The organism is Methylophaga sp. F-2 (assembly GCF_056859315.1).
This window is the reverse complement of the sequence record NZ_JBSXOF010000011.1, coordinates 74589-98643: the sequence shown is the minus strand read 5'-3', so window position 1 is coordinate 98643 and position 24055 is coordinate 74589. Positions and strand designations below refer to the sequence as shown.

The window sequence follows — 24055 nt, the reverse complement described above, 5'->3', positions numbered from 1 at the left end:
TTTCTACAAGAAAACCATCGGTTACGGACTGCCGGACTTCGCAGAGGAACTCAACTACGGAGTCGATCTATCAACCATCTGAGGGTGGTATCAGATTGATGGGGTGAAGGTGCCCCATCAACCATTAAATCCGTATACCCAATTATTTAAAATCGTTTTCGACATACTGTAACGAGAAGACAAGAATTTCTACAACATGAAAAAAGCTTTTCTAAAGCACCTAAATAACAAACTAGTTCATAATTATCGAAGCGAGAATAATACTCAGATTCTACTTAAACCATTTAATAAAACTCTATAAACTACAGTAAATAGTTGGTTGGTATTTGTGCATGTGATTAGTCGGAAATCAGAAAGCACCTTGTTCTAGTTGAAATGAATAATCATAGTTCAAAATAAACTTGATTTTAGTTATGCTCAATCAAATAATCGCTTGCTAATCTTTTATAAAGTTGACATGTTTTTATCTTTAGCTACCTAAAACTGTGGGACTATATATCTAAAGAAGGGGCAATCGTTTTTACCTATATCTCTAATATGACGACAACGTTCCAATTTGATTTAGATAAGGGATGATATACATACTCTTATTCTGAGACCACATAATAAAGTGGATGATGATTGTAGTGATGCATCCGTATTGTTTTTCGGGTACAAGTAAAAGAGCCTACCGCTTTACGAGTCAATGAATCCCCCCATTACCTTTTGATATTGGTTTTGGGGGCTTTTGTATCCATGTTTACATGAAGATCGACATAAGCATATCGATGATGCCTTGTTTATCACAATATTGGTAGATTTCTATTAACTTTTCAATAACTTCATACCACAACATCATTCTTTGACTTTCTGTTTCACTTTTATGTCTATGCATTAAGGTTCTCCTAAAAAAATAAAAAAACGGCCTATAAAAACAAGGCTCATCTTTATTTACTGTTTTTGAGAAATAACGCTTTTTTCTCGTATCAAATTTAATGATTGGTCGTAGTAATATTTCATTCACATTTTCTGTGGATAACCTTGTCAGTAACATCAGAAATGCCTTGTAAGTATAGGGAAAATACTGGTTGGTCAATAATTAAGCAGAACTGATTGAAGCGTTGACATCACACTGGTAAATTGCTACTTTCGTAATCAATATCGCTACTCGCGATACTTGGCTCCCGCCAAGCTCACCAAGATACGTCCACTGGCCGTACTCACAGCTCAATAGAGCAAATCCGATTGAAGTAACTTTATTTCCGACAGAAATCTTTTGTGTGTCTGCACAGCTGTACGTTTTTTTGTGCCTCCAGATTAAAGGTTTCTGATCGACATTTAATTGTCGATTGAAAGCGGCTTGCTGACCGTTTAATCCAGCACTCAATCACCCTTCAGGGCACATACACTGCCCTCTAGGGATAGCTTTGTCTGTGCCATTCCGAAGGATTTTTAATTCAAGGAGGCACAAATGGAGTTTAAAAAGCTGAGACGTGATGAAGTCCTGAAAGATGTTATTCAACGGGCGGGGACAAATGCAGAATTTAGACCATCAAAAGTTGAAAAGAAGGACGACCATGTTTCCAGAGCATATTGGGCTGGAGACAAGTTAGTAATCATTCTCGAAAAGGCACGAGCAGTCGTGGGCTATAACCTTTTCAGCAGATCCCAACTTAAACGAGCAAAAAGATATTCGCATGCTTTCCTAGTAGAGAAGCGGGTTTTATGGCAAAGGAGTGAGCAATGATCCTCAGTCCTAGTCGCGTTCAAAAAGGGCAGACTTGTATGAAACAAGTCTGGTACCACTATAAGTTGGGTATAAGACCAAAGGTTACTTCAGCAAACCTTGCTTTTGGTAAAGCGGTGGATGACACCGTTATGGATTACTTAAAAGCAGTAACGCTAGGTACACGGATTTCTTCAATTGAAGATGTCTTTGTTAGACATTGGAAAAAGCAAACATCAGTTTCACTTGAGTATTCGGCCACACAGTCGGAGAACAAACTGAAAGAGATGGGCGCTGCGATGGCTGGCAAGTTTCCAGTTAAATGGGAAGAGTCCGGACTAATGGTTTTTATCATGCCAGACGGTTCACCTGCATTGCAGGTTGAACTCGCAGTTCAGATATCACCGAAAGATAGCTTAAAAGGATATCTCGATTTAATCGCTATGGATCAGATTGGCAGAATCATCATTTTAGACATCAAAACAACAGGTGTCGCCTACGATGATTTGTTTGTTCGTCAATCAGATCAATTAACGGCTTATCAACTGCTAGTAGATAGTCATGCAGAGACATTAGGTATAGAACAGGCCGACCAGGTTGGTTTCATGTGCTTGCACAAGAAAAAAGACCCAGTAATCCATCTACCCCAAATAGTCGACCGCAGACCAACAAATCGAGTTAGAGAATATATTCAAACCTGTCAGTGGTTTGTTAACGACTACAACAACGGACGGTTTAACCGCAGTCCGCTTGGAGCCTTTAACAGCCCTTGTTCAATGTGTAACTTTAGTAGGTTATGCAGCGAGGGATGCACTGAAGATTTGTCTATTCCTGATAGGGCGATGTCTGCCCTGCAGTTGGCAGCATAGGAGGGCGATAAGTGATGCAATTAGCACTCAATTTCGATCTCCTTCCCTTAGAGCCAGATGAATGGAATTTAACCCAAGAACTGGCCGAGGAGCTGCACGAAAAGTTCTATATTCGAAGCATTAAGTTATTGAGAGACTCTGTTAGAGGAGGTAAACAATGGCAAGAATTAATGTCCTGGATAGATGAACCTATCGTTAATGATAATCGCCCCTTTAGCTTTGCAACTTGTTGCAAGATGATAGGGATTGAAGATCCAGAAGCGAACCGCGAAACAATTAAAAAATATTTAGCTATGTAAATAGTTAGAAATCGTTTCACCCAAAGGGGTGGTTTTTACCACCGCCCCTTTAGGGGTAGTGGTATTTCAAATTAGGAGATAACACATGAAAACGATGCAATACGATATCGGTTTAACATTCGGCATTGATGCTGCTGTAGGTCAATTCATCACTGGATATGAACCTGGTTCTCAGTATGTTCCATCAGCTGAAGAAAATTATCGTTTTGACAAAAGTGTTTTACGAGACCTTATGGTCTGGTGGAACATGAACCTATCTGGAAACAATAAAGATGGCATGTATTTGTTCGGACCTACTGGTGCGGGTAAATCAGCTGCTTTAGTCAACTTCTGTGCATTACTAAATATACCGATGTATGAAAAAACGATATATGAAGGGATGGAATTTGATGTTTTGATGGGGCGTACCGAAATCGTTGGTGGAGATACCGTATTTATGTATGGTGTTGTTCCACTGGCGATGGGTGCAGAAAATGAACCTGGAATACTTGTGCTCAATGAGATTGACCGAGCAGATGATGCAGTCTTAACTGGATTATATGAAGTATTAGCAGGACGTCCCTTAGTTCTGGATGCGGCTGGCCATCATGTTGTAAAACCTGACAATGCATTTTGTTTTGCTGCCACAGGTAATACAAATATGGCTGGAGCCAGTGACGATTACAGTAATGCTAATAAGCAAGACTTAGCATTTGTTGATCGTTTCTGGAAAGTATCTGTGGGCTACCCAGAAAAAGAAGTGGAAATGACTATTCTGAAGTCTGTGGTACCGGATTTATCTGACGAGTTGCAAGAAAAAATGATTGATGTTGCCAATGACATTCGATCTCTGCATACCGAAGGTGAAAATCGGATTCCATTAACCATGAGTACTCGAACACTTTTACGCTGGGCTAACATGACTAAGGCTTATCATGGATTCAGTAGTGCAATAGATGTTTCACCTATTGCTTACGCAATGGATCGGGCTCTACTTAATGTAGCTGACCGACCAACGCGAGCCGCTATCATCGAAGTTGCAGAATTACACATTGGTGATGCATGGGCTTCTGAAACTACAAAGGCAACATGGACTAATGGAGGTAATCCACTCAATGACTGATTTATATGAGCTTTACCGAAAAGACAGCCCTAGTAGTCAAGGGACAAAAGACTGGGTAATCAAAGTCACAGCGTCAAACGAACTTACCGTGATGTTTGGTAAGACCGGCTCCAAGCTTCGCACTAGAGTACTTAAACTAGACAAAAATGTGGATGCCTGGAGTGAACAGCTGGAGCGTGTTAAACAAAAATTGAATGATGGCTATTCAAAGATTGGTAAAGCACGCATCGACGACAAAGGCAATGTCACGATGGCTCAAGATATCGAAGAGCAATCATGGAGTATGTCGGAGATAGACCAAGCTGAAGTTGAAACCGCATTGAAATCACTTGTTGATGACATTGTGGCCTATAGCTTTGACAATGGCTTTAATGAAATGCTGTTATCGGCTGAATATGACAGTAACCTGAAGGGATCCATCATCTCGTGTGATGGCTTACTGCCAAGTAGAGGATGGAAAATCATTAAAGATGATGGTTTAAACTTTCTAACAGACGGTAAGGTTATTGGTGGAGGAAAAATAGAAAGCTCATTACAGCTGTTGTTGTTAGTGGGATTATCTAAGAAGCTTCCTGATGGCTCAATTTCAGCCGTAGCGTTCAAAGGACAGAACTCGCGGGATTTAATGCCAAGCAAACGAGGCTTACCCGCTGACTTTGCAGAAGCATTAGAGCTACCGTCAAAGTATGTTCGTGAATTAGCACAGGCAATTGGTATTATTGCAAAGCCTGTACCCATTCTATCTAATGAGGATGTCAGTACGCCGGCAGCTATTTGTTTTTAACAGCCAAAAAAGCCGTCCCTTAGGGGCGGCTTTTTTTATAACTAGCTTTCCACAATATCCGGTTATTTATTCAAATCAATCTCATAGCTCTATAGAGTGCAATGTGAATTAGTCTAAATTAGGGTTAATGTATGAATCCAATTCGCATTCGTTTTGACCAGGGCACTGCTTATACTCGTGATTGGTTAGCAGACAATGAAGCAGAGGCTCAGAGAGTACTTGCGACATTCAAAACTCGAAATATCACTCCCCGCTGCGAGTGCAATGAAAAAATGCCGCCCATGTACATATCGCATAGGACAAGATATTTTCTTGCAAGAAATCCTGGCACCGGTTCACTTCATTCTCCTGAGTGTCCATCATTTGAAATGGAGACTGAAGATAGCGGCAGAATCACATATGAAAATGATGTAATCAAAACAAAAAGTGATGGAACATTATCATTAAAGATCCTAGCGCCATTGGCTTATAAAAGGGTCGACAGAGCAGCTAAGGAGGAAAGTGATATTGATTCACTTGTTCCACCCAAGCCAAAGACACAGAGCTCAAAGCGTGATGCGATGTCTTTGTCTGGACTTCTCGCATTAATGTGGGAAGAAGCTGAGTTAAACAGATGGCACCCAGGATTTAATAAACGCCGGATCTGGGCGGTGGCCAGAAATCGTTTGTTGGATGTTGCACAACGAATCTACACAAAACGGACAAATATCGCTGATGTTATTTATATTCCGGAACATTTTAATGATGCTTCTAAAGAAGCAATTGATGAGCGAAGAAGGGCCGAATTTAGCCGGATTATGACTTCTACCAGTATTTCAACAAAGTACATGGTAGTCATAGGTGGGATTCGTAAAGTCAACATACAGCAGAACTCGATAGCCATTATGCTGAGACATCAAAGTGATGCAGTGAAATACTGGGGAACCCAGCATGTTATGAAAAAAATGGAAAATAGCTTGGTGTTATCCATTCTGAATGATACCGATGATCCTAGACTGGTCTATACAATGATGGTGGTCAGTCGGGATAGCAATGATGTGCTCCACATACAAGATATTGGTTTTTTATTAGCTGATATTCACATGATCCCAACCTACTTTGAGCAAGACAGATTAATGACTGAGAAACTTATCATGGAAGGTCATAAATTCATTAAAACAATGCGTTTTGATGGTTCAAAGAACACTGTCTATCCGAATTATCTGCTAGTGGATAATCCTAACAAACCTACACCTATGGCAATATTCAGAACATTTGCTTCTGAGAATGAGATTGAGCAAAGGCACATAGCGATAAGCAGATGGAAGAATAAGTATGGCCAATATTGGATTTGGGATATGGAAACACAAGGAGAAAGCGTACCTAACCTGACAAGCTTTACTTACTCAGATCATCAATGGGAAGTGTAAGTCTAAATTTGTGAACTAGTAGTCTTGCATGCACGGGGGCATCGTAATAACATTCAATGAACTAGGTTTCTGACTCGTCATTGAATTGATGAGTAAGAACTGGAACTGGCCCAGATAATTTAGCCAGTCTCAACTACCCGAATGGGAAATATTTTTTCCTCATTCGGGGGACTAGTATTTCTATTCGGGTTTTTTCGTTTTAATAAGGAGAAACCTAATGGAAGTATTAGATCAAACAGTTTGGATTCATATCAACTATCGTACATGGCAGGGCAAGAAAACTCTGACACGTGATGAATTAAAACGATATGCTGATCCAAGCAAGACCCCACCTGAAGACCTCATCACCCCTGGTACTAAAGCAATTGCTGATCCTGAGAAGCTGAAGCGCATTAACAGTTTAGGGAAACGCATTCATCGGGAATGTGAAAAAGTCTGTCTCAAAGCGTTTGGTGCTTATGGAACGTCGATCGAAGCTGGAGAAACATTACTAGCTAGATTGCAGGAATTAAAAGACGAGCATCACATGTTAATCAGCGAATATTTGGATAGCTATGAGCAATCCAATATTGAATGGATAAATGATCATCCTCAATGGGAGGATTGGTTAAGAAATTCCATGATGAGTCGCGGAGAAATTGAGAATCGATTCAAGTTTGAATATCAAGCTTACAAAATCTCAAGTGGTGGCCAAGGAGCACTAATGAATGACGGTCTGATACAAGAGCAGAATGGCTTGTTAGGACAGTTGTTATTGGAAATCGAGAAGATGGCAAATGATGCGTGGGTTGCGTCCTATGAAAATAGAGACAAGACCGGTCAAAAAGCGTTATCGCCCATTCGCACGATATTGAACAAGCTCAAAACACTGAGCTATATCAGTAATAAAGTGAATGTACTCATTAAGCGAGTGAACGATGTTCTTAACTCGATGCCAAAATCCGGACCAATTGAAGGTGCCGATCTCTCATCGGTATGTGGATTACTAAACTTATTGGGCTCGTCAAAACGCATGACGGACTTCATTAACCAGGTACCACAACATCAAAACGATGTGTTCGACCAAATTGAGGAAAATGATGAAGAAAACTTAATCCTTTCGGAACCGGCAGACACTGCCAGAAACGAAGAGTTTGAGTTTGATACTACTGAGGAATCAGAAGTTAACGTCAACACTCCCTCTATCCCTAAACCAGTCGCGCAGCCAGCGCTATTTTGCTTCTAAAGGAGTAAGTTATGAACCAATCAACTTTGGTTAAATCACTCCCCATTGTTGCAAAGGCACTGGGGCGTAACATGGGTGTAAAAGTGGAACTGGATGCAAGTCATGCCTGGACAGATGGTAATGTTATTTATTTACCTTCTCTGCCTTTGCAAGATCCTGGAGTTGAAACACTAGGTCTTGGCTATATCATCCATGAAGCAGGTCATATACGTTACAGTGATTTCAGTATTGATTACGCAGAGTTCTCTCCTATTGTGAGAAAGCTAATTGGAATCATGGAAGATATCAGAATGGAGAAATGCATAATCCGGGATTATCCGGGGGCATACAAAAAGCTTTCGAACTTAGTTCGAAAGCTTGTTCAGGATGATTTCTTCCAAACTGTTACTACTGATAGTTCACCTGCTGCAACATTATGCGGTTATGTGTTACACAAAGGGCGTTCGAAAATGCTTGGTCAAACAGCTTTAAATGACCATGCAAAGAACTCTCAAGCTTTTCTCGAAAGTGTAATGACACCACTATCTATGACGCGGATTAATAGTGTTATGGCTAGATTGTCAGCTGCAAAGAATGAAGGTGATGTCGTTAAGTTGGCTCAAGAGATTGCCCAAATTCTTGAAGAGGAAAGTAATCGCACCACACCACCTCAAAACAGTGATCAAAGTCAGCAGAAACAAGCCGGCAATGATTCACAAGATCAAGACATACAAACTGATGATAGCCAATCAACCGGTGAGTCAGAAGAAGGTCTAGATCAAGGGGACGATGATACACATGACGATCATGGTGATACACCATCAAGTCAAAGTGACGAATCAGATGACTTTTTATCAGGTTTAAGCACATCGTCCAACGACGACATATCAGACGATAACGGTGACGCCAGTAATGGTTATTCATCCAGTTCTGTTGGAGAAATGTCACAAGAAGAGTTTGATACGGCCTTGCAGTTCATGAAAGACATTCTGGCAACAACAGAGAGTGACTCAAGTGACTTGCCAGGTGATATTAGTGATGCATTTGAACACCTCGTTGAAAATGAGATTAAAGAGGCGGCAAACCAGCGTGGTAACTATGCTGTTAGTTTGGCTCCAACTCAGATTGCAAATCTAACATCACCGGGCGACCACCAACAGGCACTTGATGAAGCACAAGCAGCTACTGCTGCATTGCGTTCCAGACTGGTCCAATTGGTTCAAGCCCAAACTAAAGTGAAGCGAAAGACTTCACGGAATGGGCGTAGGCTGAATGATCGAAAGTTGCATCGAATAAAAGCAGGTAATTTATCGGTGTTTAAATCGACAAGTCGAAAGAAAGCAGTTAATACAACAGTGCAAGTACTACTCGACAAGTCTTACTCAATGGAAGATGACATGTCTATTGCTGCATACGTTACATTGTCACTGACGGCTGCGATGAAGAAAATACCACATTTGTCAGTAGGATCAGCAATGTTTCCAGGTTATCTGGATAGCTCTGTAACCGTCTTAACAAGACAAAATCAGACTATGGACCAAACTGCGGGTTATTACCCATTGGTTCAAGCAGAAGGAAGTACTCCATTACTTCCTGCACTGATCTGGTCTGGAGATAACCTCTTTGCCCAAAAAGAAGAACGAAAAATACTTTTTGTGGTAACTGATGGTGTTCCAGATGATATGCAAGACTGTATCGAGTTAGTTTACAACTTGAGACAGGGTGGTATTGAGGTGTATGGCATTGGCATCAATGTAGATAGAAAAATGATGTCACTGTTATTTGGTAAAGAGCATGTCTCTATAGAACATGTGGGAGAGCTTGCGGAAGCGACATTCTCACTACTAGAAAAGACAGTACTCGCTGCCTAACTAGATATTGCCTTTAAGCTATACCTATCAATCATTAAGCCCCTTTTTGGGGCTTTTTTTTATAACCAGCTCAGACCAATATCCGGTTATTCGTTGAGGCTAGGCATTAAACCTTTTTTAATGCGAGCCATGAAGAAAAACACTAAAGGATTTATTTCAGCAACCAAGATTGCTCAGCGTAGCTTCTGTGAAAAGCAGCTTGTGCTTGATCAGCAATATGGTCGTCATGAAACAGATGTTCAAAGACAACGTCGAGAAAGAGGTGAAGAAGAACATCTTAGACATCATCTCGAAGCACAGCGATATGGTTCGAGACGAGATAGCCGCTGTTTCATTGCAACTGAGCTCTATGGACCATTAGCTAAAGAGACGGAGCAGCTAAGGCAGTTTCGAGACAGCTTTCTCATAAACCGAATTTGGGGACACCTTTTTATTAGTGCCTACTATGAGCTGTCACCAAGCATTGTTCGTTTAATTCAGGCTTACCCTTTTGTCAGATCATTAATAAAGCCTTTCATCAATTGGATTGTAAAAAAGGTGAGTAGAAATGGCTGAAGCATTTTATGGGGTAATAGTCGTTTTATTAATTCTTTCTCTGTATGGGATTGATGCTAGAAGACGTGAAAAACGCCGTAGATTTATTCTCAAAGAGAATATGCCAAGAGAATTATCTCAGGCTCGTCTTATTCACTCAGAACACTACATAAGCACACTTTTGCCCCGGAAAATGCACGGCACTCTTGATCAGCTCTATAGAGTGATTTCAGGACAACACGTTCTTGTAGATAGTAAAACCCGAGCTAAACACCGTGTTTATTTTAAAGATATTGTTCAGGTTTCCACTTACAAGGTGATTCTATCCCGTAACGGTATGAATATCGCTGATTATGCTTATTTCAGGGTAGTAACGCCTGACGGTGTCGAGTACATCAAACAAAACCTGCTTTCCGAGCACGACGTCATCAATGAGTTCGACAGAACTGATGCACTCATAAAAGGGAAAGCATCACCATCTAACGCCAAACACAAATCAATGTGCATTAGCTGCCCCCAACAAATTAATTGTGACGACTGGCAGTTTTCAAGCCGCCAAATATCTAAGGAGACACAATGAAAGCCCAGATGCTTTTAATACCACTACTAATCTCAGCTGCGTCACCGATCCACGCAGATATTCTTACACCTACTGAGAATAGTGCCTCTTATGCAGATAAAAGACTGAGGTATACAGCCAAGCTTGAGAAAACGGCACAGAATGAAAAGCTAAAAGAGAATCAACCTCAGGAGCTAAAGACTGCCAACTCTAAAGAACGTTTCTTGGTACCCAAGATGCCAAGTACAAGAAATGGTGATGTTCCTTCAGTATCACCTGAAAATGCTACAAAAGTTAAGCAGATTAGTGATCTCCCTTTACGTGAGCTTAACGAATCGTTGCAAATATCATTTAGGGACAAAAATCTTCCTTCTAGTATCCGCTCACTAACTCCACCAGGTTGGGTAGTAGATCTTCAAATAGACAAAAGCCTTTATGAAACCAAAGTGAGCTTTAGTGGTGAAACTACATACCAGCAAGCATTAAAAGACATCTTGGAACCACAAGGCCTCACTTTCTTGGCTTACCGAAACATGAAGCCTAAACCACTTATTGTTGTTACCCATGGAGGCAAGAAATGAAGAAGTCCATTATCGCTCTACTACTTGTTAGCTTAAGTGGTTGTGCTATGCCTCCAGAAAAGGAAGTCCGTACCTCAAGAGCCAACCCTGTCCCATCCACAGTTGAAAGCGCCCCACGCACAAGTAATTTCGTGAGCATAACTACCTCAAAGAAACAACTGATGGATGAACGAGTCACCATCAATAACCCTAAGATTTCGGTTATAGATGCTTTAACTTCGCCAAGCTCTCTTTCTCGGGCAAATGTCATTGCAAGAGATGCTGGTGTCAATTTAGCAATGAAGATTGGCGTGAAAACGCAAAACGCAAAAATTGAGGATTATATATCTCAGGTTGAAGGAACCACTGACTACTTTATTGAGCTTCAGGAGACTGGTAGTGATGTGACGCTATATGTTTCTTCTGTCATGACAAAATCATGGGATTTAGCAGCACTATCCGATATGCCGACTGTAGAGACAAAATCAGGTTTCTCGGCAACTGGTCAACCCAGTAATAATTCAGGAAATGCAGGTCAAATGGCAGATTTCACTTCTAATGAGGCAAGTGGGACTCAGCTAACCACAACTCGTTCAGATGAGTCATGGCAATCTCTAATTGATGATGCAAAAAGAATAATTGGCCTAGAAATAAACGAAAACTCAGACTCTTCAAATTCTCAGAATGAGAAGACATTAATTCCAGAACTTGGAGAAGGTGATGATCCTATTGCCATGCTTAATGAGCTTGGCAATCGTCTTGATGATGAAATGAATCCTTATTTCATTGAGCCATGGGTTGTTGGAAACAAACGTATTGGCAAAATTACAGCTTTCGGCAAGCCAAGCCAGATTCACAGACTTGATGAATATTTGAGCAGGTTGTCAACTCAAAGCCAGCGTCAGATCTACATGGAAGGTGCCATTCTTGATGTCAAAACCACTAATGGTCATGGCTATGGTATTGATTGGAGTGCTGTATATGCCAATGATGATAAAACGCTTTCACTGAGTGGAAGTGCCTCACAAGCTTTATCCATAGTGGATGGAGGAACCTGGTCATTTGCTGCTTCAATTCCATTTGGAGATGTAACGTTAAACTCAGTTATCAATTCTCTTCGTGAACAAGGTTCAGTATCAGTTCAAAGCCAACCAAGATTAACTATTACTAATGGCTATACAGCCTACCTAGGAAGTACTCAAGAGTTTAGTTTTGTATCAAATGTTGAGTTCTTACCCCTTAGTACAGGTAACAGTTCTAATGCCGCTTCTGATACGGCTATTACTACCCAGCTATCACGTGTAAATGTGGGTATAAAAATCGCTGTTACACCGAAGTTACTAGATAATGGAAAAATTCTTGTCAACATTGTTCCATTTCTAAGCACCATTGCTGGTACCACACCAATTAAGTCGGCTGGTGAGATATATGAAACTCCAAATATAGCTCTCCAAGAAATGGCCACACAAGTCATCACAGAGAGTGGCAGCCCGATCTATTTAGGCGGTCTTGTAGTAAATAGAATGCTGCAGAACGCTAAGAATCTACCTATTAAGAACAAAGCGCTTTCAAAAGCACTCGGTAGCGCCTCATTCGAAGAGGAAAATACTGAACTTGTCATTGTTGTGACTCCAAGGGAAGTGGGCGCATGATTGCAGCAAATATTCGTCTCTCCATTGAAGGCAAAGAAGTTGTTTTAATTCGTGATGTTATTGGTAAGGCACCCTCTGAAAAATACACTCGACAGGATGAAGGTTCTCTGCATATTTGGTATGAAGAGACAGTTCTAACTGAAACTCGGGAGGCAAATCCTGATGCCAAAGTATATGGTCTATGGCAGACATTAATTGCTTCAGGCGTTATTGATTTAGACCAAAAACTCCAAGTCCTTTATACAAACGACAGTAAAGATATCGGTTATTACCTTTACATCAATAGCGGTGTAATGCAATCAGGTTCCATTTTCAATAGTGAACTCCAGTCGTTACCTAGTTCTGCTTTGACGGAAGAATTTAGTCTCGATGACGCAATCATTCTGAACTCTGATGAAAGCACTCTCAAGCTACCTGCTGAACAGCTCAAAACTCAAAAAGAGATAGTTAAACAATCTCTAGCCAAGAAAAAAAGCAATCAACAGAGATCTACCATGACTGTAGTCTTGATTATTGCTTGTGGGTTGGCCATGGATACGTTCCTCGATATTCAGCATGAAAAACAAGCTCAGTTGTTTTCTGCTTTAGAAAACAAATTGACTGTGACTCAAGATGAACTCGCATCTCTGGCAAAGAGAAAACGCTACAACATACCCTCACAAAAAGAAACGCTTACTAAGCTCTACAACGTTACCGACTCTCTACATGATGAAGCCTTATCAGCAAGTTTCAGCTTGAAATCAAATGAAATTGTAAAAGTATTTGTTAAGAACACGAATGTTAATGCTGCTCGAATATCAATGCTGGCAAGTGGTGATATTCAAACAGTTCGCGTTTCTCCAGAGCAGTCGGTTATAACCTGGGTGAACAAAAATGAAAATTAAAGCCTTACTCAAAAGACTAAACCAGTACAGCAGTCTCGTCCTTTTACTTATTGTGACCAGCATAGGTACATGTTGGTATGTCTTAAGTAATGAAGCTGAACGGATTGATCCTGATTTCAAAAAAACCAAAGCACTCATAAGTATGTATGAGACTGAAATCGAGGAAATGTCAGTCCAGCAAGACCTTCCGAAGCTAGATTCAATCTGGTTCAACATTCAGTCAATCGCCAGCCAATACAACGTCAAGGTTTCTTCGATTGAAAAAATCGAAGATGCAAAGTTTTCCGAGGGGGATATTCCATGCGGTCAGGCTTGGTTCGGCTCTTTACAGGGAACCAGCAAGAACGTAGCTGCAGCTGCTTTGGAAATCCAGAATGAATTACCAGTTATGTACGGTCAAGCCGTGATTGATAACAAGGTAATGGGACTTAGTTTCGCCGCAATGGGAATCATAGACTTTAATTAAGAGGTAAAGATGAAGAAGACATACATATTGGCAATGCTCCCTATTTTAATGGCTCTAATCCAACATCCAGCTTTAGCGGAGGGTTCCATTTCATTGACACCAGAGCAGATCAGTCATGAAAAAGCCTTAAAAGAATTGAGAAGGCAAAAAGAAATCATTAAGGAGAATCACGACAGGGCCTTACTCCTAGCTGAGTGTAGAGACTTAGGGATTGATTGTAGCTCTGGAACGACTTTAGAAATCATGGAACCTGTAGAAAAGTCTCAGCCAAAAAATACTGAGTTTAATGATGTTCAAGATATTCAGGGCCTTATATCAACGCCAGTTATGAATGGCTCAGATACTCCTGTGCTTGAAGCCATTCAAAACCAAAGTGCTCAACTTAAATATAACGGAAAAAGTGAATGGGCAATGGTAGGTAACAAGGTTGGTCAATGGCAAGTCGTTCACATCGATGCATCAAAAGTACGACTCAAAAATCTACGTAACCCAAACACAATTAAAACTCTTTTATTACGGTGGTAATTGAAATGCTAATGACTAATACAGAAGTTTTATTCCAGAAAATAGTAAAAATCCTGATTGAAATCGAGGCTACTACAGAATTACATGCTAAACATTGGCAAGCACCTGAAAATGAATCGATGATTTTCGAGACGTTAGTATCTGAAAGCGTTTCAACCGCTGATATTGCTAAAGCCTTTTCAATACATAAAAACCAGAAACTATATTCAGAGTCTGAGCATGGCGAATTCATTATTTCTGGAAATGGTTGGGGTATTGCCAATGACATTCTGTTCATAGCAAACCCATTTAGCCCCGAATTGGAAGAACTGCTTGATAGTCGAGGCAGAGGCGTTTATCACTTCGAGGGAATTGGAATTCTGGAAGGGAGTATCTTCGATACATCACCAAAGAACTCAAATGAAAATGACCTAGATAAAAACATAAACAAAATGATTGAAATGGCTCTACATAAAGGAGCCAGCGATATTCATATATCTCCCAGGACCAACAATCACATATCAATTCAATTTAGGGTCGACGGTGTAAAGACTGTCTACAAGCATGATATTGCAATGGATGATTATGGCTCATTTTCAAATCGAATACTTGCAAAAGCATCAACAGTAGGCGGTAGCCCTACAACGCCATTAGATCTAAAGTTTCGTCATGAATGGAACGGGCGATCGATAGAAGTACGTCTTGCAGCGTCACCGGTCATTCAAGGTGGAGAAGCACATTACTTTTTTGTGCTACGACTATTAAATCCAACCGGTCAATTAAGAAGCCTGGAGGAGATCGGATTTCCAGATATTGAGGTGCAAACCTTAAATCATCTTTGTCGGTCACCGAAAGGTTTGATAATCATTACCGGTCCTACAGGCTCAGGTAAATCGACAACCCTATATGCCATGCTTAAACGTATCCAGGAATTAAGGCCTGGCGATTCCCTACAAACGATTGAAGATCCAGTAGAGATTGAGCTTCAAGGAGTTGAACAGTCACAAATCAACTCTTCCTCAGGAATGACATTTGCCAGTGCCCTACGTTCGAAACTTCGTCAAGATCCAGACGTTATCCTTGTCGGTGAGCTTCGTGATTTAGAAACCACCAAACTGGCTATCGAAGCTTCAATGACCGGACACTTGGTATTAACAACCTTGCACACGAACAGTGCTGTCCAGGCAATTCCCCGACTTATCAACCTTGGAGTCGACCCAACTACACTTGCAGATAGTCTCTTAGCGATATCAGCTCAAAGAATGGTAAGAAATGTATGTCCTCACTGCAGTACTAAGGAGCCATTTGGAGCTAACACAGAAGTTTCGGCTAAGTACGGTTCTTTGAGACATGCACCAATGCAAAGTGAAAAAATTAGCATTGCCAATACTAAAGGTTGCCAACATTGTGATTCCGGCTATTCGGGTAGAAGTGTTGTATCGGAGTTAATGATAGTCGACCCATGGACACAACAAGAGATTATTAAGAATAGTCCTGCTCATGAAATCGAAAAAACACATAGAAACAATCAATACATGACTATGTGGGACAACGGAATTTCTCTCGTAAAAGAAAATAAAACGACCATCCAGGAGCTCGAATCACGTCTCTCAACCCTCGCTGCATACGGTCAACATTTCACTTATGGTCGAGAAACAAACTTACTTTAATCTGGAGAAAAAAATGAGTAATTATCAAAGAACGAAAAGCCAAACTGGTTTCACACTAGTTGAGCTGATGATCGTAGTTGCTGTACTTGGTATTTTAGCCTCTTTAGGGCTGAAAGGTTACCAATCATGGATTAGAACAACGAATGTAGATGTAGCAAGTTATTTCGTTGAACGTGATTTTTTCTCTGCTGCATCTCAATGTTACAGAATGAATCGTTCATATTCTCAATGTAACAAGAATGAACTGGTCACTTTTGGACTTGATGACAAAACACCCTGGGATCTAGATTGGACGGTGAGTATTTCTGGAAATACCTTTACCTTAAATCTACCTACATCAGATTCAGTATCTGCAGAGATGCTAGCTAAACGCTTAAACTCAAGCGATGTGGATCATATCAGCAATGCCACAAACTCATCTTCTGCAGTAACAATTTCTCTGGCAATGCCGTAATGCAAGCTTTAGTTAAGTTTCTTCAATTGGATAGCAGCAGCAGATGGCAGCTTTTTGAAACTGATACTGAAGAAGAACTCTACGATATTCCAGGTTTGGGAGACACTATAGAGTCAGTCATTCCTATCCCTTTCAATCTAAAGCTTGGTAGAACAGAGTTAGCGTTATCGGAGCAGCTACTTTTAGTTGCTCAAGTTGCAACCCTTGTTGATTCAGGGGCAAAGGTGGCAAAAGGTATTATGGAAATCGTCGATTCTGCGGACTTCCTTAAAAAGTTCAGAAATGATCCTAGACTGAATCATGCGAGTAAGGTCTCGGATTACCTAGGAATTTTTGGCGTTAGTAGGACCGTAAAATTGCTAGTTATAGCAGGTGAAAAGTCAGGGCGTCTAAGTGAATCCCTGAATTCTGCTGTAGAAAACATTGAACAGGATCTGGAACTGCAGAAAATTAGTGGCGCCGACATGAAAGTGGGCGTTTTTTATCTCATTGGTGGCTTGCTATCGATCTTTATATCTAGTCTAGCACTCGGTGATGCTGCCCAAAATATGATCGATGTTCCAGCAATTAAAGATAATTCAGCAACGCATTTAATAGCTGGTTTCTACCATTTCATGACTGAGCAAACCGTACTTTTTATAGTAATAATTGCTGGCATCATCAGCTTATTAACATACCTATGGCAAAACGTTGTTGGGTTTAGGCAATTTCCAATCGCGAAATCATTAAGCGAGCTAATTAAGTCTAGACGGTCAGCAAACTTTCTATCCACATGGATTCCACTTTACCTATCAGGTATCGATAACGATAAGTCATTGGAATTAATCTCAAAGAATTTAAGCGGTGAAAATAAAAGAGCTACTGAAACTATTCAAGAAGGAGTTAATGCAGGTTCTACTATCCCGGCCAGTCTTTTCTCTAATTACTGGTCATCCAGCCTCATATTAGGTTTGAAAAGCTTCGATGACGCACATGATGAGGCAAGGAGAAAATTACTGGCTAGAGTGAGAAGACTTTTACTGACTGAAATTCTAGTCACAGGTAAACGCTTTTCAGGTATAGCACTTAAAGCTGGACTAACCTCTGGCTCTATATCTGTTCTATTAATGGCATTAGGCTTTTACGCGCCAATGTTCTTTTCAAGGGCTGGATAAGTGAAGCAGCAAGGTTTTACTTTAGTTGAATTGCTAATTGTCTTGATGGTGATGGCAATTATTGCAGTAGCACTACTGCCGACAGCCATTCGTAGTATGGACAGTTATCGAGTCATAGCAACTGTTGAGGAAATGAAGGCCATAGCAGGCTTTGCTGAACTTGCTCGTCAACTACCAGGCGGTGACCAGTTCAATAATTCCACTACCAAAGCAGTGGCTAGCTTTCTTGAATCCTATGACGTTACAAACATTGGCATGTCGTCAACATCTGATAAAAAGAATCATTGGTCAGAATCTTACCTTATAACGACAACGGGAAAAGCTGCACAGGTTACGACCACTGTTCCATTAAAAGGCATTAATCCATTTGAAGTTATTGCTAAATCATCAGGTACGGGAACGTCTCTAACTTACACCCATCGAGTTAGTCCAGATAACTACACCAGACTTATGCATGTGCGTGGCAATAAGCATATTCTTTATTTGGAATAAAAAATGGAAAAAATAAATAACCAAGCTGGTTTTACTCTCATTGAGCTGATGATAAGCATGTTGATCGTCAGTGTTCTCATTGTGCCTTTCGTATATCAAAAACAGGTTAAGTACAAAGAAGAGCTGGATGCAATTACATTAAGTGAAATTCAGGATATTGGTACCAGCGCTCAAAACTATGCCGCAGAACAAAACTTATCCTGGCCAGATGAAGAAAATCAATGTAGTTCAGCAATCTCATTAATGAAGAACGAGGGCTATTTAAGTGGTCTCAGTGATAACTCAGTTTTTGACACAGCTTATAAAACTACATGCACGTCCAGTCCAGGAAGCAGATTCTCAGTTGAAGTTGATACCAAAACTACTTCACAAGCTGAAATTATAGCGAGTTACCTTGCTTCAAGTGTAGTAACAGGAAAAACGGTTAGCTATTCAATCCCACTACCATCATCTATACCTGCCTTAGAACACTTGCTACCAAGAGATGGCTCACGCCCGATGACAGGTGATCTAGATTTAGGTGATAACAATATAGTGAATATCAATGATGCAACAGCTAAAGGCGATATCGAAGCAGATAGAATCATAACTACCAAGATACTCGATAAAGATGACCCTGATTACTATATTGATCTGAATAATTCATCGCACATGAATAATGTATCTATGGATGTGGCTAGTCTTGAAAACAGCTATGTGCTCGGTGATGCATGCAAAACAAAACAGATTGGCACAACAATTAATGGTGAGCTTCTAACCTGTGTATCAGGAGTTTGGACTCGTGGCGGTTCGTCCGTTCAGCTTAAGGCTAGCACGGCTTCACATGGTCAAGTAGTAAAACCTATTGATGGTTTTACCCCGGACCAATGTGTCATCTCACTATCGGGTGTTCCATATAAAAATGATGGAGGTTACAAAAGAAGTCGACATTTCTCTCATTACTACAACTTAAGAGCTGATGGTTGGCAAGTGATGGCAGGGGTAAGAGATATTTCCGACAACCGGCTTCGCCACACTTCAGCAGTCATTCAGTATTCTCTTGTTTGTAGTTCATGAAACATAGTATGAGAACTAATAAAGGCTTCACATTGATAGAGCTGTTGTTGGTAATGATGATAACCAGCATTTTGGTTGGGCCATATATCTACCAAAAAACAGTGGAGCTTAAGGATGAGCGAGTAAGAATCACCATGAGCGAAATATCAGATATTGCTACTAGTGCTCAGAACTATGCTGCCGAGCAAAACTTAAAATGGCCAGATGAAGATAATCAATGTCGTTCAGCAATTTCGCTTATGCGAGATGACGGTTATCTAGGTAGTTTAAGTGATATTTCCATCTATGAAACAAGCTACTCAACATTATGTTCTAGCATTAACGGCAGTCGTTTTTTTGTTGAAGTAGAGACTAAAACCTCTGCAGAGGCCGAGATTCTTGCTAGTTATTTACCTTCTAGCGATGCTAGTGGAAAATCAATTAGCTTTTCAGTTCCTCTACCTTCATCCATACCGGCATTAGATCATCTTCTCCCCAGAGATGGGTCACGTCCTATGACCGGAAATCTGAATTTAGATAACAATGATATCGAAGATGTTAACCAAATTAGCACTGAAACTGTTCTCCTAAACTCAGTAGTTACAAAAGGAAGCTCATGTTCAAAAAATGGCCTCATTGCTCGTAACAATGGTGGACTAATACTCAGTTGTAACCAAGGTGTATGGACAGGTGCTGCTGGTAGTCCTGAAGGAATGCTCGCACATTTCTATCTAGATTCTTGTCCTGATGGCTGGAAAGTAGCCGATGGAAGTCAGGGAACAATTGATGCCAGGGGTAAGTTTTTAAGATCTCTTGATTTAGGGCGTGGGTTAGATCTTGGGAGGAACCTTGGAAGCACCCAAGGAGATGCCATCAGAAATATTACAGGCAGCGGTATTGCTAGTGGTGGATATGCTAATGCAAGAGGGGCTTTCTACAAATCAAGTGGTTATAACCCACAAGACTTTAATGGTTCAGAGCAGCACTATACTGCAAATTTTGATGCCTCCAGAGTAGTACCTACAGCTAATGAGAATCGGCCAGTAAATCTTGCACTATTAACTTGCCAGAAGTTTGATTAAAAATACTACTTCGTAAATAAGCCAAAATATTAGAAAAAAATGAGCTAAGAATAAATGAAACCTAACTTAAATGATTTAAAAATTTATAGCGAATTTGCTGTGGCTACAATAGGCAATGATGTTCAAATCATCAAAGAGGGAGAGCAGTGGGAAACCTTATCAGGTTTATATAAGGAAATACTTGATGTTTATAAACCTGATAAACCAACAGAGGTTAATGATCCCTCAATAGAATGGGATGGTGACAGATGGCGTTGTCAAGTATACAACTCAGCCTATGGATGGGGATGTGCACTAAGACGAAATCCGAGCAAAATTCCTCATTTAGTTGAGGAGTTAAAATTTATCCCTAATGAGATCATGCCTTTGACTCAGGGAACAGGCCTCGTATTGATTGCAGGCCCTACTGGTGGGGGTAAAACAACGACGATGGCTTCGATATTAGATTATCTCAGTCAATCAAAAAGCTTAGGTCAAACAGTAACGATTGAAGAGCCAATCGAATACATGCATACAAACCCTCTTATTACACAGCGAGAAGTCGGTGTAACCGTAAATGGCTTTTTTGAAGGTGTTCATGAAGCAATGAGACAGTTTCCTAAGAATATTGTCATAGGTGAAATTAGACATCCTGATACTGCTGAGGCGGCAGTCCAGGCTGGTCTAACCGGTCATAGAGTATTTGCAACTTTACATGCTGAAAACATTGCTGATGTTATAACTAGAATGTTTGCGTTACTTGACGATCAACATGACCAGCTATTCCCTCAAGCCTTACAAGGAATAATTTGTCAGCATTTAGTTCACGGTGTGGATGGCAATACATACTGTATATACGAGAGTATCAGGGTCACTCAACAAGTAAGAAGTATATTGACTGAAGGAACTACAGCACTTCCAAGATTAAACCACGAAATGTATCAGCAGAAACGAAAAACACTGTCTGAATTTGCTCACAAGTTAGTCATATCAGGTCAACTTCATCCAGAAGAAGTCACCAGATGGAGCAAAAACATTCAACGTTTTTAATCTGGTTCTAAAACAAACAGTTAAGGCCATAAATGTTTGTTTATGTCTTCCTTGATTAGTTTCAGAAGATAAAGCTTTAACAGACAGCGTAAGTTACGTATCTACTTAGTAGTTTTGTCTGACTTTTCATGATTGTGCCTTGGCTGAAATATTTCATGATCTTTAGAATCATCAGCAATAAGGCTGCACATCACACTCTCTTGACGCCAATCAAGCGCAACTGTCGCATGATCAATATTGAAATGCGATCGTAGTTCTCTTTCAACTAATTGCTCTATTTTACGAGCAGGCTCACTTTCCACTGGCCGTACATGAAGAGTGGCCATCCTGCGCCCTGAACTGATCTGCCACGTGTGGATATGACTGACAGATTCAATTTCTGGGATAGTCTTCATTAGATGGTTTTCTATCTCTTCTGGGGAAGCACCTTCAGGTACCCCCTCAAGAAGAATATGTAGAGATTGACGGAGTAGTTTCCATGCAGTTCGCAAAATAAGAAGAGAGACGATGATGGAGAGAATTGGGTCAACTGGTGTCCAATTTGTGTAATAGATAATGATAGCTGCCATTATAGCCCCTATCGATCCCAGTAAATCTCCAAGCACATGTGCAATAGCACCTCTAATATTGACGTGCTCGTTATCACCACGTGAGAGTATCCACAACGCGAGAATATTAACTAAGAGGCCTGCTATAGCAACGATTAACATGGGGCCACTCAGAATTTGGGGCGGCTCCTGAATTCGCTCCCAAGCTTCGAAAAATATCCAACCCACAATAATAAACAGTGTCACAGAGTTAATGAAGCCAGCAATAACTTCAAATCTAGAGTAACCGTAGGTTCGCCTTGTATCCGGCTTTCTCCTTCCTATTCGAAAAGCTATATATGCCAGAGCTAATGCCGCAGCATCTGTAAACATATGACCAGCATCAGCAATCAATGCAAGTGACCCGGAGATAATACCTCCGGCAATTTCTACAATCATAAATGAAAAAATTAACAAGAAAGACACAAAGACTTTTTGTTCATTTTGGTTGTTTAGCATGGACTCATGAGAATGTGGCATAAAAGACTCTCTGATATTCAATGATTAGGCCAGCAACTGCTAGCTTCACATAGCTATAAGTAATAATAACAGCAGATGAAAGTTAGATACGCTTTTCAAAGAATGCTTAATCTAATCTTGGTTTAAAACTTACTACTTAATCCTTTCTGTTTATTTGTTTTCTTTTATTATTAAAAAATATATATATTAAACTTATCAAACTCACTCATCAGCCTTCAAAGTATATTTGAAAAGCATATATCTCTTATTTTCATATAGTGCTGAACTGATGATTCCTTTTTCAGTTAGATTTTTTACATCTTTTTTTCGAACAGCTAAAAATATGGAGTTTCCAGGGCTTACTGATAAACCATTAATCACCGTAGATTGATTAATTGACTTCACCTTATTTGAACTATAAAACCTCGCTGAGAAAGGTAATCTGCCAACATAAAAAACATTCTCCAATCCCTTTTCTGAAATTACTTCTGCTCTAACAATTAGTCCTTTCTCTGATTTGATATTGTCAGGATTTAAACCTAACCATAAACCATAGACAGAAAAAGCTAATGGTATAAGGAGTGTCAACGACATACTTGTCCAGAAGTTGGATGTTACCCTTGAGTCATTTGCCACCAATCCCCCTGTGGCAAGAGCTAGAAAAGGCAAGCTTGGAAGAACATATGTCCACAAAATATTGCCAGCGAATGTAAAAAACACACTGGGGACTAATATTGCCGATAATAAAATGAGTCTGGTATCAGGGAGCTCAGATTTACATACAGAGGGTTTTAAATTGCCTCTACGCAGAGAGCCAAAATATCGATAGAGCATCAACAAAGGCCATGGTAGAAATGCGATTATCAAATATAGCCAGACCGTCCCTCTTGGGAAGTCATGTGCATTGCCATACAAATCACCTTCCCAGCCACTAATGACGAAGCGCTTAAAATGTTCACCAATGATAAAGTAGTCGATAAACCCAGGAGTTTTTATTTCTGCAAGTACGTACCACGGAAGTGTTAAGAGTATTGCTAGAAGAATGCCTCTTAGCCATGGCAACAGTCTCCATAATCGTATCCAAGCATTGTTTACGATGACCCAGACTAATATTGGGCCACTTGAAATGACAAACGCTAACGGACCTTTCGATAATGCTCCAATCACCAACCCTATAAAAAATAACCATGACCAAAGGTTACTACCGTTGCGAAGCCTAATGATGAAGCTTCCAATCGTGAGTGTCGTGCCTAACACAAAAAATGCATCAGTCATTACTGTAGCTGCACTGATAAACCCCAGAGTACTGCTTGCATATATTAACCCGGCTATTAATGCATAATGCTTTGCCGACTCAGAAAAAGGCCGTCTGTGCAGGTGTAAGCCCACTTGATAAATTATCGTAATTATTCCAAGACTCGCTAACCAGGCTGGAAATCTTCCAGCAAACTCAGATATACCAAATAATTTGAATGACAAAGCCTGTAACCAAAATGAAAGTGGAGGTTTACCCCAAAAGGGTACTCCTTCATCAAACCACGGGGTAATCCAGTCTCCAGTCTGAACCATTAGTCTTGCTATTTCTGCGTACCTAGCTTCAGTAGTATCTGCATATGGAATAAGCCAGGCCAAAAATAACCTTGCAAGCATTATAGTGCTTAACATAAAAAACAGATTTCTCATACTAATGT

General features: G+C 40.3%; 25 protein-coding genes. 22 read left to right on the top strand and 3 right to left on the bottom strand.

Annotated features, from left to right (window positions below; translation table 11 throughout):
• Positions 1 to 739 precede the first annotated feature (739 nt).
• Complete coding sequence (locus tag AC13DA_RS01580) at positions 740 to 874, bottom strand: hypothetical protein (protein WP_272941595.1); 135 nt, start codon at positions 872 to 874, stop codon at positions 740 to 742.
• 576 nt (positions 875 to 1450) lie between these two features.
• Here AC13DA_RS01580 and AC13DA_RS01575 point away from each other — a divergent pair.
• The 22 genes from AC13DA_RS01575 (at position 1451) to AC13DA_RS01470 (ending at position 21318) form a co-directional block, all read left to right on the top strand.
• A complete protein-coding gene (locus AC13DA_RS01575) occupies positions 1451 to 1726 on the top strand; it encodes a hypothetical protein (protein ID WP_040576543.1) in 276 nt (91 codons plus the stop codon).
• Entirely contained in the window at positions 1723 to 2574 is an 852-nt protein-coding gene (locus AC13DA_RS01570) for a PD-(D/E)XK nuclease family protein (RefSeq protein WP_007146208.1), read from the top strand. The genes AC13DA_RS01575 and AC13DA_RS01570 overlap by 4 nt, the downstream gene beginning before the upstream one ends.
• An 11-nt stretch (positions 2575 to 2585) precedes the next feature.
• Positions 2586 to 2873: a hypothetical protein gene (locus tag AC13DA_RS01565; RefSeq protein ID WP_473795720.1), complete on the top strand. Its 288-nt coding sequence runs from the start codon at positions 2586 to 2588 to the stop codon at positions 2871 to 2873.
• Positions 2874 to 2958: 85 nt separating this feature from the next.
• Entirely contained in the window at positions 2959 to 3975 is a 1017-nt protein-coding gene (locus AC13DA_RS01560) for an AAA family ATPase (protein WP_007146210.1), read from the top strand.
• Entirely contained in the window at positions 3968 to 4759 is a 792-nt protein-coding gene (locus AC13DA_RS01555; RefSeq protein ID WP_040576544.1) for a hypothetical protein, read from the top strand. Before AC13DA_RS01560 ends, AC13DA_RS01555 begins: the two co-directional genes overlap by 8 nt.
• A gap of 131 nt (positions 4760 to 4890) precedes the next feature.
• On the top strand, positions 4891 to 6168 hold the full coding sequence (locus tag AC13DA_RS01550) for a DUF1173 family protein (protein ID WP_040576545.1): 1278 nt from the start codon (positions 4891 to 4893) through the stop codon (positions 6166 to 6168).
• 217 nt (positions 6169 to 6385) lie between these two features.
• Positions 6386 to 7393, top strand: a complete 1008-nt coding sequence (locus AC13DA_RS01545; protein ID WP_007146213.1) for a DUF3150 domain-containing protein — start codon at positions 6386 to 6388, stop codon at positions 7391 to 7393.
• Between the two features lie 11 nt (positions 7394 to 7404).
• Positions 7405 to 9243, top strand: coding sequence for a vWA domain-containing protein (locus tag AC13DA_RS01540; RefSeq protein ID WP_007146214.1), 1839 nt, complete (start codon positions 7405 to 7407; stop codon positions 9241 to 9243).
• A gap of 129 nt (positions 9244 to 9372) precedes the next feature.
• The gene (locus AC13DA_RS01535) at positions 9373 to 9798 is read left to right on the top strand and encodes a CFI-box-CTERM domain-containing protein (RefSeq protein ID WP_050797558.1); all 426 of its coding nucleotides are present in this window, start codon (positions 9373 to 9375) and stop codon (positions 9796 to 9798) included.
• Positions 9791 to 10357, top strand: coding sequence for a hypothetical protein (locus AC13DA_RS01530; RefSeq protein ID WP_007146216.1), 567 nt, complete (start codon positions 9791 to 9793; stop codon positions 10355 to 10357). The genes AC13DA_RS01535 and AC13DA_RS01530 overlap by 8 nt, the downstream gene beginning before the upstream one ends.
• Positions 10354 to 10917: a hypothetical protein gene (locus AC13DA_RS01525; RefSeq protein WP_007146217.1), complete on the top strand. Its 564-nt coding sequence runs from the start codon at positions 10354 to 10356 to the stop codon at positions 10915 to 10917. Before AC13DA_RS01530 ends, AC13DA_RS01525 begins: the two co-directional genes overlap by 4 nt.
• A complete protein-coding gene (locus AC13DA_RS01520) occupies positions 10914 to 12548 on the top strand; it encodes a hypothetical protein (RefSeq protein ID WP_040576546.1) in 1635 nt (544 codons plus the stop codon). The genes AC13DA_RS01525 and AC13DA_RS01520 overlap by 4 nt, the downstream gene beginning before the upstream one ends.
• The gene (locus tag AC13DA_RS01515; RefSeq protein WP_007146219.1) at positions 12545 to 13432 is read left to right on the top strand and encodes a hypothetical protein; all 888 of its coding nucleotides are present in this window, start codon (positions 12545 to 12547) and stop codon (positions 13430 to 13432) included. The genes AC13DA_RS01520 and AC13DA_RS01515 overlap by 4 nt, the downstream gene beginning before the upstream one ends.
• Entirely contained in the window at positions 13422 to 13898 is a 477-nt protein-coding gene (locus AC13DA_RS01510) for a hypothetical protein (protein WP_007146220.1), read from the top strand. Before AC13DA_RS01515 ends, AC13DA_RS01510 begins: the two co-directional genes overlap by 11 nt.
• A 9-nt stretch (positions 13899 to 13907) precedes the next feature.
• Positions 13908 to 14423, top strand: a complete 516-nt coding sequence (locus tag AC13DA_RS01505) for a hypothetical protein (protein WP_040576547.1) — start codon at positions 13908 to 13910, stop codon at positions 14421 to 14423.
• An 11-nt stretch (positions 14424 to 14434) separates the two neighbouring features.
• Positions 14435 to 16072 (top strand): GspE/PulE family protein, encoded by a 1638-nt coding sequence (locus AC13DA_RS01500; protein ID WP_158005172.1) that lies wholly within the window; start codon positions 14435 to 14437, stop codon positions 16070 to 16072.
• A 13-nt stretch (positions 16073 to 16085) separates the two neighbouring features.
• Positions 16086 to 16526: a type IV pilin protein gene (locus AC13DA_RS01495; protein ID WP_050797559.1), complete on the top strand. Its 441-nt coding sequence runs from the start codon at positions 16086 to 16088 to the stop codon at positions 16524 to 16526.
• Positions 16526 to 17680 (top strand): type II secretion system F family protein, encoded by a 1155-nt coding sequence (locus AC13DA_RS01490; protein ID WP_007146224.1) that lies wholly within the window; start codon positions 16526 to 16528, stop codon positions 17678 to 17680. The genes AC13DA_RS01495 and AC13DA_RS01490 overlap by 1 nt, the downstream gene beginning before the upstream one ends.
• Positions 17681 to 18172 carry a type II secretion system protein gene (locus AC13DA_RS01485; protein WP_007146225.1) on the top strand — a complete coding sequence of 164 codons (492 nt, stop codon included), beginning with the start codon at positions 17681 to 17683 and terminating at the stop codon, positions 18170 to 18172.
• Between the two features lie 3 nt (positions 18173 to 18175).
• Complete coding sequence (locus tag AC13DA_RS01480; protein WP_007146226.1) at positions 18176 to 19228, top strand: type II secretion system protein; 1053 nt, start codon at positions 18176 to 18178, stop codon at positions 19226 to 19228.
• Positions 19229 to 19236: 8 nt separating this feature from the next.
• On the top strand, positions 19237 to 20289 hold the full coding sequence (locus AC13DA_RS01475; RefSeq protein WP_007146227.1) for a type II secretion system protein: 1053 nt from the start codon (positions 19237 to 19239) through the stop codon (positions 20287 to 20289).
• A gap of 54 nt (positions 20290 to 20343) precedes the next feature.
• Complete coding sequence (locus AC13DA_RS01470; protein WP_007146228.1) at positions 20344 to 21318, top strand: ATPase, T2SS/T4P/T4SS family; 975 nt, start codon at positions 20344 to 20346, stop codon at positions 21316 to 21318.
• Positions 21319 to 21419: 101 nt separating this feature from the next.
• Here AC13DA_RS01470 and AC13DA_RS01465 read toward each other — a convergent pair whose 3' ends face one another.
• Together AC13DA_RS01465 and AC13DA_RS01460 are read right to left on the bottom strand one after the other, a co-directional pair.
• Positions 21420 to 22385 carry a cation diffusion facilitator family transporter gene (locus tag AC13DA_RS01465; RefSeq protein WP_007146229.1) on the bottom strand — a complete coding sequence of 322 codons (966 nt, stop codon included), beginning with the start codon at positions 22383 to 22385 and terminating at the stop codon, positions 21420 to 21422.
• Between the two features lie 201 nt (positions 22386 to 22586).
• Positions 22587 to 24047: an ArnT family glycosyltransferase gene (locus tag AC13DA_RS01460; protein WP_158005173.1), complete on the bottom strand. Its 1461-nt coding sequence runs from the start codon at positions 24045 to 24047 to the stop codon at positions 22587 to 22589.
• Positions 24048 to 24055: the final 8 nt, after the last annotated feature.